Raw genomic sequence first — 12,900 nt, 5'->3', positions numbered from 1 at the left:
CTCGGTACTGCGGCACTACTGCAAAACGTCCGGCTATTCAAGCAAGTCGCGCATATCGTCGGCGTGTTCCTCTTCGACCGCCATGATCTGGATCAACAAGTGCTTGGTCGTCGGGTCCGTGTCGCCGATCCGCTCGATCATCTGACGGTAGGATTCGATGGCCACGCGCTCGGCGATCAGGTTGGCCCGCACCATCGATTGTACGTCGTCGGACTCATCATACTCGGCATGGCTACGTGCCGGCAACGTTGCCGGATTGAAATCCGGTTTACCGTTCAACTGGATGATACGCTCGGCCAGCATGTCGGCGTGGTCCTGCTCCTGCGTGGCGTGCTGCAGGAACTCGGCCTTGACGGCGCCGTTCTCGCGCCCGCTGACGGTGAAATAGTGCCGCTTGTAGCGCAACACGCAGACCAGCTCGGTGGCCAGCGCGCCGTTGAGCATCTCGATGACGGCGCCGCGGTCGCCCTGGTAGCCGGCGGTGACGGGACCGTCCTGCAGGTTGCGGGCGGCGGCGCGGATCGCCTCGGTGTCGAGGCCCGGCCGGGTGGAAGTGGATGCTTCAGCCATGATGGATTCTCCAGTGTGTGCGACGGTGGGTGAAACGCAGTGGCGGCCGCTGCGGCCGCCGGTGCTAGATGGACGGCGCCGCGATTAGCGGCGGGTGGCGATCGGCTGGCCGTTCTGCGACAGCACGATCTCGACGCGGCGGTTCAGTTGGCGGTTGCCGGCGCTGTCGTTGCCGGCCACCGGATAGGCCTCGCCGTAGCCACGCGTGGCGATGCGCTCGGCGCCCACGCCCATGCCGGCCAGCGCGTTGCGCACCGATTCGGCGCGGCGCTGCGACAGCTCCAGATTGTGGGCGGCGCCGCCGGTGCTGTCGGTGAAGCCCTCGACCAGCAGCTTGCCGTCGGGGTTTTGCGTCAGCACGTCGGCCAGCTTGCGCGCGGTGCGCATGCCCTCGGCGCTGAGCTGGGCCTGGTCGACGTTGAACAGCACGTCGCCGAAGGTCACCACCAGGCCGCGTTCGGTCTGCTTGGCCTGCAAGTCGGCCAGTTGGGCCTGCAGCGCGGCGGCGCGCGCCTGGGCGTCGCGCGCGGCGGCCTCGGCGCCGGCCGTCTGGCTGGTGGCGGCGGCGGCCTGCTGGCGCGCCCGCTCGGCGCTCAGGCGCGCCTGCTCGGCCTCCTGGGTGCGCTGGTCGAGGCGGATCTGGTCGCGCTGGCGGGCGGCGTCGGCCACCTCGGCCTCGGCGCCCTTCTGCTTGGCCACCTCGCGCGCCGTGGCGATCTTCTGCTTGGCCAGATAGGCTAGCTTGTCGATCGCCTCCGGGCTGTCCTTGCGGGCGGCGGCGGCGTTGGCCTGCTCCAGCGCGTCGCTGGCCTGTTTGAACTCGGTCGGCGCCAGGCGCGCCACGTTCGGATTGCTTTGCACCGCCATATAGTCGCCGCGGGTCTGGTCCAGCAGGCTGGTGGTGGTCGGCGCGCTGCTGCAGGCGGCGACGAAGACCGACATGGCGATCAGGGTGGGGACGATGTGGGCTTTTTTCATGATGGTTTCCTTGGTTGCTGGCGCCGCGCCGCCCGCTGCGGGGTCGGCGCATAAGCGCAACTTATTCGGTTGGGGCCGGCATCAGCCCCGCTTATGTCCGCCGGCGGCGCTGGCCGCGCCACGACGGCCTTATTGCTGCTGCACCTTGCTGTTGCGGTCGAGCTCCTCGCGCAGCACGCGGATGCTCTGTTGCAGCTCGTCGGCGGCGTTGCTGGCCTTGGCCGAGTTGGCCTTGCTCTGCGCCAGCTTGGCGTCGACCGAGGCCTGGTTGGCCAGGTCGCGCGCCACGCCGTAGTCCTTGGCGGCGAGCGCCTGGTTGGCGCGCATCAGTTTGTCGCGGGCCGACTGCATCTCGGCCGGCGCCAGCTCGGCGGCGCCGGCGCTGGTGGCGTTCTCGACCGCCGCGCGCGACACGGCGACATCGGCCGTGGCCGGCGTCTTCTGGCTGGCGCAGGCGCCCAGCGCCAGCATGGCGGCGATGGCGCACAACAGCTTGGCGCCCGGACGGGCGCGGGTGATGGTGGTGGCGGTGATGGTGGTGGCGGTGGTGGTGGTGGCGGTATTGGTGGCGATGGTGGGCTGGCTCATTCTTGTACTCCCAAAGTGGAACGGTTGATCGACGGGATTGCATACGATGGATACCGTTATAGGCGCTTGCCAACCCGCCATCAGTTCGCTGCCGCACACAGACGCGGAAAGCGTCGCCGCCGCCGGCTGCGCCCTCGGTACGCCAGCGCACGGCGGCGCCGGCGCGGCGCCGCTACACTGGAGCCTAAGGCCGGCGTCGACATCGTCGCCGGCGCGCCGCCGCTACAGCGTGAAAAGCGCTGGCCTTCGGGACGCGCCCGCGCTATCCTGCCGCCCCGCCCTCCACAAAGAAAGGCCATGCCATGCCCATGCCCCAGCTGCGCCGCAGCCGCCTCGCCCTCGGCGTCGCCGCCAGCGTGCTCGCCCTGCCCGTCGTCGCCGTCGTCGCGCTGCTCAACTACGACTGGAACCAGGCCCGCCCCTGGCTCAACGCCAAGGTCGGCGAGGCCATCGACCGGCCCTTCGAGATCCGTGGCGCGCTGGCGCTGACCTGGCAGCGCCAAGGCCGTTCGGCGCAGGAGCGCAGCTGGAGCGACTACCTGCCGCTGCCGCACCTGCTGGCCAACGACGTCCACCTCGGCAATCCGGCGGCGCTGCCGCCCGACGCGCTCAGCTCCAGCGCCGACGGCAGCAAGGATGTGCGCGCCGTGCCGCTGGCGCCGGGCGAGATGGCCAGCGTCGGCCAGCTGTCCTTCGCCATCGAACTGCTGCCGCTGCTGCGACAACGCATCGCCATCCCCGTGCTGCGCTTCGAGCGCCCCTTCGTGGTGTTGCGGCGCGACGCCGACGGCCGCAACAACTGGACCTTCAAGCCGGCCGACAAACCCTCGCCCTGGCGCCTCGACCTGCGCCGCGTGGTGTTCACCAAGGGCACCGTGCAACTGGTCGACGCGCTGAAGAAGATCGACGCCAGCGCCGCCGTCGACACCATCAGCGACCCGGCCTACGGCGTCGCCTGGACCCTGCGCGGGCGCTGGAACGGCCTGCCGCTGAGCGGCAGCGGCAAGGCCGGCGCCGTGCTCTCGCTGCAGGAGCAGACCACGCCCTACCCGCTGGCGGCCGACATCAGCGTCGGCGCCAGCCGCATCGCCGTGGTCGGCACGCTGACCCGGCCCACCGAGCTGGCCGCGCTCGACCTGCGCCTCAAGCTGTCCGGCCCCAGCATGGCCCGGCTGTACCCGCTGACCGGCGTGCTGCTGCCGGAGACGCCGGCCTTCGCCACCGAGGGCCGCCTGCTCGGCAGCCTGGGCAAGGACGGCAGCAGCTGGACCTACGACAAATTCACCGGCAAGGTCGGCGCCAGCGACATCGGCGGCAAGCTGGTCTTCGCGACCGGGCTGCCACGGCCGCGCCTGAGCGGCGCGGTCAGCTCGACGCTGCTGCAGTTCGCCGACCTCGGCCCGCTGATCGGCGCCGACTCCAACGCCAGCAAGCAGGCGCGCGGCGTGGCGGCGGTGCAGCCGGGCGACAAGCTGCTGCCGGTGGAAACCTTCAAAACCGAGCGCTGGACCTCGCTCGACGCCGACGTCGGCTTCCAGGCCAAGCGCATCGTGCGCGCCAAGGAGCTGCCGATCCACAACTTGAACACCGTGCTGCACCTGAAGGACGGCGTGCTGACGCTGAGCCCGCTCAACTTCGACGTGGCCGGCGGCAAGTTCAAGTCCGAGGTCAAGCTCGACGGCAGCGGCAAGCTCAGTCCGGACGCCATCCGCGCCGAACTCAAGGCCAGCGCCAGCCACATCCAGCTCAAGCAGCTGCTGCCGGCGCTCGACGGCGTGCAGGCCAGCGTCGGCGAGATCAACGCCGACATCGCCCTGTCGGCCACCGGCAACTCGGTGGCGAGCCTGCTGGCCAGCGCCAGCGGCGAGGTCAAGGGCGTGGTCAACCAGGGCACGGTGAGCAAGCTGCTGCTCGAAGAGCTCGGCCTGAACATCGGCAACGTGGTGCTGGCCAAGCTGGTCGGCGACAAGCAGGTCAAACTCAACTGCATGGTCAGCGAGTTCGGCGTCGAACGCGGCCTGATGCGCACGCGCCGCTTCGTGCTCGACACCGAGGACTCCCTGCTCACCGTCAACGGCACCGTCAACCTGGCCAGCGAACGGCTCGATTTGACACTCAAGCCGGACAGCCGGGGCCTGCGCGTGTTCTCGCTGCGCGCGCCGATCTACGTGCACGGCACCTTCAAGCAGCCCGACTTCAGCATCGACAAGGGGGTGTTGGCGCTGCGCGCCGGCGGCGCGCTGGCGCTGGCCGTGGTGGCGCCGGTGGCCGCCGTGGTGCCGCTGCTGAGCAGCGGACCGGACCGGCCGAGCGGCTGCGCCCGCCTGCTGTCCGACGCCGCCGGCAAGGCGGTGGCGCCGCCGCCCGGCCAGCGCCCGGCGCCGCAGCGCAAGCGCTAGCTCGAATGCTCTCGGTGCGGCAGCGCGCATAACGCCAGATGGTTTTATGAGCAGAAAATTGTCCGGAACCTTGATGCCTGTGTCAAACTCATGCTCTTGGCTGACGTGTCTTTCAAACGCTTCCCCCCGTTGCCACCTCAAGAGGCCTCAGCCCAGCGCGACCGTAGATCAGGTGTTCCGGTTCCGGCGCATCGCGTAGCGTCAGCCACGAAAGATTGCCATGTCGGATGTATCGAATTCCGGCGACACGGCGCCCGCCGCCACGGGCCTGTGGCTCGCTATCAAGAAGGTCGCCAGCCGCCTGCAGGACTGGTTCGTGATTCAGTCGGTGTTGGTCAAGCTGGCGGTGCTGGCCATCGTTATCCTGATCCCTGCCAGCGGCATCTATTCGTTCACGCTCATACAGAAACAGGCCGCCGTGGCCGAGCAGGTCAAGACCATGAGCGTCACCACAGAGGCGGGCGAGGGTGTGTGGACGCTCAACGACCAGCTGCCTGTGGTGTTCGGCACAGGCTCGATGTTGCGCTTCCTGGCAACGAATCCGGTCGAGCGCGTCACTGTGATCTACACGCCACTGATGTGGAACGTTTCGGAGCGCATCATCCTGATCGAATCGCAAGGCAAGCAGTTTGCCTATTATCCCAGCGACATGGAGACCAAGATATTCACCGACAAGGCAGTCACCGCGCCGTGGAGTGGCAAGCTTGCCTTTATTCCGCGTGCCGAGCTCAGCGACAGCGGCCAGGAATTGATGGCGCGCCTGGACCTGCGCTTTGCCGACGCTCGCCCGCAGTCCGAGAAGGACGGCTGGAAGGCCGGCGTCAGCGGCGTGCTGTCGGCCGCGCTGACCTTCGGCCTGCTGGCCTTCCTGTACGTCCAGTTCAAGGGCCAGTTCAAGTCGCTCAAGTTCGTCGAGCCGACGCAGGTGCTCGGCTCAATTGACGAGCTCGTGGGCATGGATGACATCAAGGCCGAAGTGGCGCAGATAAAGGATCAGTATCAGCGCCGCGCGGCATATGCCGAGTATGGCATCAACAAGCCCTTCAACGTGATGTTCAGCGGGCCGGCGGGGACCGGCAAGACCAAGCTGGCCAGCTACCTGGCCAGGGAACTGAAGCTTCCCATCCTGTTCCACTCGGCAGCCAATCTAGAAACGGGCTACGTGGCCGGTGGCTCGAATACGCTCAGCCGCATCTTGGCCATGGCCAAGCGACGCCGACGCTGCATTGTTTTTCTGGATGAGGCGCAGGATCTTTTCATGAAACGCGGGGGGCGCCGCAAGTTCGACGATGACACGGCGAACACGCTTCTGTCGGTGCTCGATGGCGTGCGAAGCAAGGACGATGCCGAGATCATCTGGATCGTGGCCAGCAACTTCAACAGCGAAACCATGCAGATGGACGAGGCGATGCTGCGTCGCTTTCAAATGAAGGTTGACTTTCGCATGCCCAACCGGGAAGAGCGGCTGGCCATCATCGGCCACTATCTGGCACGGCGCGCCGACAAGGTGCTGCCCGATCTGGACCTGCGCCACCTGGCGGCAGTCACCGAGGGCCGCAGTCCGGCCGACCTGGAGACTATCGTCAACCAGGCCGGCATCACCGCCGTGCAGGCGGGCGAGATGATCGGTGCCGAGACCCTGATGCAGGCCGCCGAACGCGTACTGGTGGGCAACGTCAATTCCCATACCACCGAGGAACGCGAGCGTGACCGCCGCATCATTGCCGTGCACGAATGGGGCCACTTCCTGGTGGACTTCGAGCACGAACGCAAGCTGGCCAATGGCGACTGGGAGCAGCTCCTGGCCGATATCAAGACCATCAAGATTTCGCTCAAGGCCAACGCGCGCACCAACGCATTGGGCTTCGTCTTTCACAAGCAGGGCGCCAACCTGCTCAAGACCAAGGGCGACATCGAACACGACGTTCGTGTATTGCTGGGCGGCATGGCCAACGAGGAACTGTTCTTTGGCGAGCAAGGCACGACCAATGGGGCGCACAACGACATCACCCGCGTCACGGAACTGCTGCACCACGCCGTCGGTGAGATGGGCATGTACCGCAAGACTCGTCTGAACTTCGGTGCGCTTGGGCGTGGCGGCCGAGACGGCGGCCGCGAAGTCGACGAGGAAACGCGCAGCATCATGGAAGCCCAGAGCGAGCGCCTGTACGGCGAAACCAAGGCCGTGCTGGACAAATTCAAGCCGCTGACCGAGCATCTTGTTGGCAAGCTCCTGGCAGCTGGCGAGATGAACCTGAGTGAGGCGATACTCGAAATCCGCAGATTCGAGGCGGCCTGATACAACGTCCAGGAAGGCGGGTTTGTTCCAGTCAGCCCCGTAACAAGTTTTACAGAGCTATGTGTGTTGGCGAACGGAGCCGTTGCCGCCGCTCCACTACCCTCGTCCTATCGGTGGCAACGCGACGATTCCGCCAGCAGCCGCCCGACTAGGAGATCCTCATGACCATCATCAAAAAACTCGCCGCACCGGCCCTCGTGCTGACCCTCGCCATGGGCCTGAGCGCCTGCGCCGGCATGTCCTCGCAGGATAAGAGCACCGCCATCGGCGCCGGCGTCGGCGCCGTGGCCGGCTCGGTGCTGACCGGCGGCAGCGCCGTCGGCACGGTCGGCGGCGCCGCCGTCGGCGGCGTCATCGGCAACCAGGTCGACAAGCCGCGCCGTTAAGCACGGCCCCGAGCGGCAAGGCGCGGCCGCCACTCGGCCGCGCCCGCCCCAATCCCCCGCAGCCCCCCCCGCCGTCCCCTCTCAAACAAACACATTCGCCATGCCGCCCGCGCCGGCGTCCTTGACCAGCTCGTAGCAGCGGCAGGACACCGCCTCCAGGCCGGCCGAGTCGAGGATCTCGATATTGCCCCGGCTATAGGAAATCAACTTCTGCTGTTGCAGCGAACTGGCCGCCTTGGTCACGCCGACCCGCCGCACGCCCAGCGCGTGGGCGAGGAACTCGTGGGTCAGGTGGAAGCGCTCCGACTGCAGCCGGTCGCGGGTGATCAGCAGCGAGCGAGCCAGGCGCGCCTCCAACACGTGGAAGCGGCTGCACACGGCGATCTGGATGGCCTGCGCCAGCAGCGTGTCGGTGTAGCGGTAGAGCAGGCGCTGCAGCGAGGCCATGCGGCCGAACTCGGCGCAGAAGTCGCGGCTGTCGACGCGCACCGCGCGGCCGGCGCGCTGCACCACGGCGCGCACCTGGGCCTCGGCGTGGCCCAGCGCCACCGAGGCGCCGATCATGCCCTCGCCGCCGACCGAGCCGACCTCCAGCGTCATGCGCCCCTCGGCGACGGCCAACAGCGAGACCAGGCAGTCGTCGGGGAAGTAGATGTGGCGCATCGGCTGGCCCGGTTCGCACAGCACCTCGCCCACCTCGACCCGCACCAGCTCGGCCAGCGCGGCCAGGTGGCGCCGGTCGGCCTCGGGCAGGCTGGCCAGCAGGCGGTTGCCGCCGGCGCGCGCCGGCACGCGGGCGGGCGGGCCGGGGTCGGCGGACAAATTCATTGCCGCCTCGTCAAGGCGACCGGGCGCCGCCGCAGCAGGTGGAACAGGCAGGGCATGGGGGACAGTAGCAGCAGGCAGGCGAGCGCGAACATGGGTGGCGACCTTCCCGGCGCGGCGCGCCGTGTTGTTGGTGAATGAGGCGAATGGGGAGCTGGCTTCGAGCGTAGCGGCGAAAAAATGTCGCGTATGTACGCTGACGCACGGAACGGCAAGGTGCAAGACGGCAAAATGACATCCATCAATTGTTCACGCCAAGGAAGCATCATGACCACCCCGACCACGCCCACCAAGACCGCCCCGCATCCGCTGATGATCACCGCCGCCGTCGCCGTCGTGCTGTTCTGCGGCGTCGGCACGGCCGCCGTCATGGGCTGGCTGCCCAGCTCCAACGGCAGCGCCCAGTCGGCCGCCGCGCCGCTCAATGCGCCGGACGAGCAGTCCGGCGACGCGGCCGCGCGCCGCCAGACCGAGCAGCGCCGCCTCGCCGCGCTCGACGAGCACCGCGCCCAGGGCGAACGGCGCGACGCCGTCCCGGCGCGCCAGCAGAACCAGCAGGCCGCGGTCTGCCGCCAGTGCGGCGTGGTCGAATCGGTGCGCGAGATTACCACCCGGGCCCAGGGTAGCGGCGTCGGCGCGGCCGGCGGCGCCGTGCTCGGCGGCCTGCTCGGCAACCAGGTCGGCGGCGGCCACGGCCGCCAGCTGGCCACCGTGGTCGGCGCCGTCGGCGGCGCCGTCGCCGGCAACCAGATCGAGGGCAACGTCAACGCCAGCCACAGCTATGAAATCGTGGTGCGCATGGACGACGGCAGCAGCCGCACCCTGCGCCAGGGCAGCAAACCGGGCTGGAGCAACGGCGACGCCGTCAAGCTCGTCAACGGCCAGTTGCGCGCCAACGGCTAGGCCGGGCCAGCGGGCGGCAGCGCCGCCTTGCCGCTGGCACCACACAACCCCGCGCCCGTCGCGGGGTTGTTGCGTTTGGCGCCGGTTTGTTGCGTTTCGTGCGGGTAAGTGAAATGGCGAACAGATCAATCCGCATGCCGGCGCGACAATGGCAACCAGCCGTCACCCTCGGCCCGTTGTCAAACAAGGAACAGAAACATGCGTAAATACATCTGGAGCGCGATCGTCCTGCTGGGCCTGCTGATCGCGCGCCTGGGTTTCGCCGCCCTCAACCTGGCCGACCCGGCCATGCCGGAACTGACCGTCACCCTGCTCATCACCGGCGGCATGCTGGTCGGCCTGGTCGGCGCCACCGGACTGCTCGGCATGCTGGACTGCTTCGCCCACGCCCCGGTCGAACGCCGCCACCGCCGCTGAGGGTTGCCGAGTGTTGAACCAGCCCCCGGCTATGTACGCCAGCGAACGGAAGCGCGGCGCGCCTCTCGCGATAATGGCTACATGATTCGCGCTGGCCAGTATCCATGCCAGCACGACATCGCGATCGACGCCCTCCCGCCAGCACGCCGGCAGCCGGCCGTCGCATTTCACACTCTACGCAAGGGGACCATCATGCTCTATACCATCGCAGTAGTTCTGCTCATCCTGTGGCTGCTTGGCTTGGTCACGTCCTACACCATCGGCGGTTTCATCCACGTGCTGCTGGTGATCGCCGTCATCATGGTACTGCTGCGCCTGATTAGCGGACGCGGCGTCTAGCTCCGCCCCCGTGCCCGCAAGGGCCGGCGAACGGCGCGGCACGCTTGGCGTGGCGCGCCGTTCGCCGTTGGCGCCGCCGCCGCGCAACGCGCGCCGGCCGGTGCGGCCTGTTTGCGCTAAGCTGTGCCATCGCCACCGCCACCCACCCAGCCACGGAGCCACCATGAAACGCGCCACCCAACACCTCCTCGCCACGCTGACGCTGCTCGCCGCCGGCGCCGCCGGCGCGCAAAACATGAAGCCCGGGCTCTGGGAAATGAGCAACAAGTTAAAGAGCGGCAACGCGGACACCGATCAGGCGATGAGCGCCGCGCTGCAGCATCTGGCCAAGCTGCCGCCCGAGCAGCGCCAGCAGATGGAGGCGATGCTGTCCCAGCACGGCGCCGGCATGCCGAAGGTGGGCGCCGACGGCGGCCTCAGCGTGCAGGCCTGCATCACGCCGGAGATGGCGGCGCGCGGCGAGGTGCCCACCGGCCAGCAGGGCAAATGCACGTCCAACAACCAGCCGGTCGCCGGCGGCGTGAACATCGCCTTCAGCTGCACCAGTCCGCCGGCCAGCGGCCGTGGCCAGCTGCGCTACCTCGGCGACAGCGGCTTCGCCATGACCATGCTGGTGAACAGCAGCGCCAGCGGCAAGCCGGAACAAGTGACGGTGGAGACCAGCGGCAAATGGCTGGGACCAACCTGCGCCGCCAAACCGCGCTGAGCGCCGCGCCCATCGGGCGAACCTGGCGCAGCTCGCTTCGCCCGCTCAGAAGCCGTAGCGCAGGCCGATGTTGAGGGCGCGGTCGGCGCGCGGCATCGCGCCGGGGCCGGGGCCGGGAGCGACGCCAAGGCCCAGACCATTGCCGAGCACGCCGTAGCCGCTGTTCTGGTAGCGCACGCGCGCCACCGAGGCGTAGAAATCCGTGCGCCGCGACAGCGAATAGCTCATGCCCAGCGCCAACTGGCGCGCGTCCTGGTTGAGCAGCGTGTGGTCGGCGCGGTGGATCACGGAGGCCAACAACGTGGTCCGGCCGAACGGCACGGCAAGGCCGAACAACAGGTCGCGGCTGTTGCTGGCCGGCGTGGAGAAGGCCAGCGCACCGTAGGGGTTGCCGCTGTCCCAAGGCTGGTGGCCGTCGCCGTGGTTGTGGCCGTAGGCCGCGTACATGGTGGCGCGGCCCAGCCTCAGGTTGGCCGCCAGCAGGCTGCTCTGCGCCGACAGGTCGGCCGCCGGCAGCGTCGCCACGGCGTCGACCGGGCCGCTGCGTCGCTGGTGCGACAGGCTGACGTTGAACCAGCCGCGCGCATAGCCGAGCGTGGCGGTGTGGATGCGGTTGCGCGCGTCGTTGCCGGGCGCCTCGCCGAGGCTGTAGATGGCGCTGGCGCTGATGCCGCGCAGGCGCGCCGTCTGCCAAGCGATGGCGTTGTCGTGGCGCGGCACGGTGTAGTCGGCCCAGTTGGCGTCGAGCAGGCCGTACAGGGGCGGCGCCGCGCTGTTCTGCGCGCAGGCGAAGGCCGGCGCCAGCAGGCCGCAGGCGAGGTAGTGGCTCTTCATGACCGTCTCCCGGATCAAGCACAGCAGGGCGGGCCCCGCCTGCGCCCGTCTACAACAATGTCGATCTAGCTTACTTCTTCCTGACGCGCGGCCTCTGTGCGCAGGCAAACACAATATAAAGATATTACGCAACGCTTGATGTATTTTCGCTACCGCGGCGGCGTATAGTTCAGCCACACGTTCATTGATAGTGAAAGGCTGCCGCTTCATGTCTCAAGTATCCGTACACGCCCTGTATGACAGCAAACGCTGTTCCGCCAACGACGCCCTGAGCCACGTCAAGGATGGCGACTGCATCGTCGTCCCCACCGGCGTCGGCGAACCACCGACCCTGCTGACGGCCCTGTCGGAACAGCGCCGCCGCTTCCACGACGTCAAGGTGGCGCAGATCCTGGCGCTGCGCAAATACGGCTACTTCGACTGCGAGACGGTCGAGCACGTGCGCCACCTGGCGCTGTTCTTCGGCGGCGCCTCGCGCCCCGGCGGCCAGGCCGGCTGGAACGACTTCATCCCGGCCTACTTCTCCGAGCTGCCGGTGCTCATCGAGCGCGGCGACATTCCCGCCGACGTGGTCTTCACGCTGGCCTCGCCGATGGACGAGCACGGCTATTTCTCGCTCAGCCTGGGCGCCGACTACACCATGGCCGCCGTCAAGAAGGCGCGCGCGCTGGTGCTCGAGGTCAACCCCAACGTCCCCTTCGCCCACGGCCAGTGCCACGTCCACATCTCCCAGGTCAGCGCCCTGGTCGAGGACGACGCGCCCTTGTTCGAGGTGCCGCTGCCGGCCATCGGCCCGGTGCAGCAGGCCATCGGCAAGTACGTCGCCGACATGATCGAGGACGGCTCGACCCTGCAGATCGGCTACGGCGGCATCCCCGACGCCGTCGTCATGCAGCTGACCAACAAGGTCGACCTCGGTATCCACACCGAGATGATCGGCGACGGCATCCTCAGCCTGGTCGAGGCCGGCGTCGTCACCAACCGCCGCAAGACCCACCTGCCGGGCAAGATGGTGGCCACCTTCGCGCTCGGCTCGAAGAAGCTGTACGACTTCATGCACCACAACCCGATGCTGGAGATGCACCCGGTCGACTTCACCAACGATCCCTACATCGCCGGCCAGAACGACAAGCTGGTGGCCATCAACGCCAGCCTGCAGGTCGACCTGCTGGGCCAGTGCGGCTCCGAGAGCATCGCCCACCTGCCCTATTCCGGCACCGGCGGCCAGGTCGACTTCGTGCGCGCCGCCAACCGCTCGCGCGGCGGCAAGGCCTTCATCGTGCTGCCCTCAACGGCCAAGGACGACACCATTTCGCGCATCGTGCCGACCTTGACGCCGGGCACCCACGTCACCACCAGCAAGAACGACGTCAACTACGTGGTCACCGAGTACGGCGTGGCCCAGCTGCGCGGCAAGTCGGCGCACCAGCGCGCCGAGGCCCTGATCGCCATCGCCCACCCCAACTTCCGCGCCGAGCTGCGCCTGGCGGCGCGCAAGATCCTGCTCTGCTGAGCGGCAGCGGACCGGCGGCGCCAACCCCGCAGCCAGGGGTCTGCCCCCGGCGGGGTCAGACCCCGAGCGTGGCGTAGCTCGGGGTAGGGGTGCATCAATCCATTTCCCCAGTGCAATGTACGCCGCCGTACATACCGGCGCCG

At 68.2% G+C, this 12,900-nt stretch carries 13 protein-coding genes; 8 read left to right on the top strand and 5 right to left on the bottom strand.

Features of this window, described 5'->3' with window-relative positions; all coding sequences use genetic code 11:
* Positions 1-33: 33 nt before the first annotated feature.
* From BM252_RS14730 to BM252_RS14720, 3 genes are all read right to left on the bottom strand, one after another.
* Positions 34-570, bottom strand: coding sequence for a ferritin-like domain-containing protein (locus tag BM252_RS14730; RefSeq protein WP_093388424.1), 537 nt, complete (start codon positions 568-570; stop codon positions 34-36).
* An 84-nt stretch (positions 571-654) separates the two neighbouring features.
* A complete protein-coding gene (locus BM252_RS14725) occupies positions 655-1,548 on the bottom strand; it encodes an OmpA family protein (protein WP_245774263.1) in 894 nt (297 codons plus the stop codon).
* Between the two features lie 129 nt (positions 1,549-1,677).
* Positions 1,678-2,019 (bottom strand): DUF4398 domain-containing protein, encoded by a 342-nt coding sequence (locus BM252_RS14720; RefSeq protein WP_245774272.1) that lies wholly within the window; start codon positions 2,017-2,019, stop codon positions 1,678-1,680.
* 419 nt (positions 2,020-2,438) lie between these two features.
* On the opposite strand from BM252_RS14720, the gene BM252_RS14715 reads away from it, so the two are divergent.
* The 3 genes from BM252_RS14715 to BM252_RS14705 all read left to right on the top strand — a co-directional run bounded on the left by BM252_RS14715 (position 2,439) and on the right by BM252_RS14705 (position 7,220).
* Positions 2,439-4,535 (top strand): AsmA family protein, encoded by a 2,097-nt coding sequence (locus BM252_RS14715; protein WP_093388422.1) that lies wholly within the window; start codon positions 2,439-2,441, stop codon positions 4,533-4,535.
* Positions 4,536-4,755: 220 nt separating this feature from the next.
* Positions 4,756-6,834: an AAA family ATPase gene (locus tag BM252_RS14710; protein WP_093388421.1), complete on the top strand. Its 2,079-nt coding sequence runs from the start codon at positions 4,756-4,758 to the stop codon at positions 6,832-6,834.
* 161 nt (positions 6,835-6,995) lie between these two features.
* Positions 6,996-7,220 (top strand): osmotically-inducible lipoprotein OsmB, encoded by a 225-nt coding sequence (locus tag BM252_RS14705; RefSeq protein WP_093388420.1) that lies wholly within the window; start codon positions 6,996-6,998, stop codon positions 7,218-7,220.
* A gap of 81 nt (positions 7,221-7,301) precedes the next feature.
* Here BM252_RS14705 and BM252_RS14700 read toward each other — a convergent pair whose 3' ends face one another.
* The gene (locus BM252_RS14700; RefSeq protein WP_093388419.1) at positions 7,302-8,048 is read right to left on the bottom strand and encodes a Crp/Fnr family transcriptional regulator; all 747 of its coding nucleotides are present in this window, start codon (positions 8,046-8,048) and stop codon (positions 7,302-7,304) included.
* Positions 8,049-8,312: 264 nt separating this feature from the next.
* Here BM252_RS14700 and BM252_RS14695 point away from each other — a divergent pair, with 264 nt between their 5' ends.
* From BM252_RS14695 to BM252_RS14680, 4 genes are all read left to right on the top strand, one after another.
* Positions 8,313-8,948 (top strand): glycine zipper 2TM domain-containing protein, encoded by a 636-nt coding sequence (locus BM252_RS14695; RefSeq protein ID WP_093388418.1) that lies wholly within the window; start codon positions 8,313-8,315, stop codon positions 8,946-8,948.
* Between the two features lie 198 nt (positions 8,949-9,146).
* Positions 9,147-9,365, top strand: a complete 219-nt coding sequence (locus BM252_RS14690; protein WP_093388417.1) for a hypothetical protein — start codon at positions 9,147-9,149, stop codon at positions 9,363-9,365.
* A 192-nt stretch (positions 9,366-9,557) separates the two neighbouring features.
* The gene (locus BM252_RS30155; protein ID WP_139236505.1) at positions 9,558-9,704 is read left to right on the top strand and encodes a lmo0937 family membrane protein; all 147 of its coding nucleotides are present in this window, start codon (positions 9,558-9,560) and stop codon (positions 9,702-9,704) included.
* Positions 9,705-9,867: 163 nt separating this feature from the next.
* A complete protein-coding gene (locus tag BM252_RS14680; RefSeq protein ID WP_093388415.1) occupies positions 9,868-10,410 on the top strand; it encodes a DUF3617 domain-containing protein in 543 nt (180 codons plus the stop codon).
* Positions 10,411-10,455: 45 nt separating this feature from the next.
* Here BM252_RS14680 and BM252_RS14675 read toward each other — a convergent pair whose 3' ends face one another.
* Complete coding sequence (locus BM252_RS14675) at positions 10,456-11,244, bottom strand: porin (protein ID WP_174900536.1); 789 nt, start codon at positions 11,242-11,244, stop codon at positions 10,456-10,458.
* Positions 11,245-11,452: 208 nt separating this feature from the next.
* On the opposite strand from BM252_RS14675, the gene BM252_RS14670 reads away from it, so the two are divergent.
* Positions 11,453-12,757 carry an acetyl-CoA hydrolase/transferase family protein gene (locus tag BM252_RS14670; protein WP_093388413.1) on the top strand — a complete coding sequence of 435 codons (1,305 nt, stop codon included), beginning with the start codon at positions 11,453-11,455 and terminating at the stop codon, positions 12,755-12,757.
* The last annotated feature ends 143 nt before the right edge of the window (positions 12,758-12,900 follow it).

It is taken from the genome of Rugamonas rubra (assembly GCF_900114705.1).
In the GTDB taxonomy this organism is placed as follows: Bacteria; Pseudomonadota; Gammaproteobacteria; order Burkholderiales; family Burkholderiaceae_D; genus Rugamonas; species Rugamonas rubra.
The sequence above is the reverse complement of the archived record's forward strand: the minus strand, read 5'-3'. Positions and strand labels throughout refer to the sequence as shown.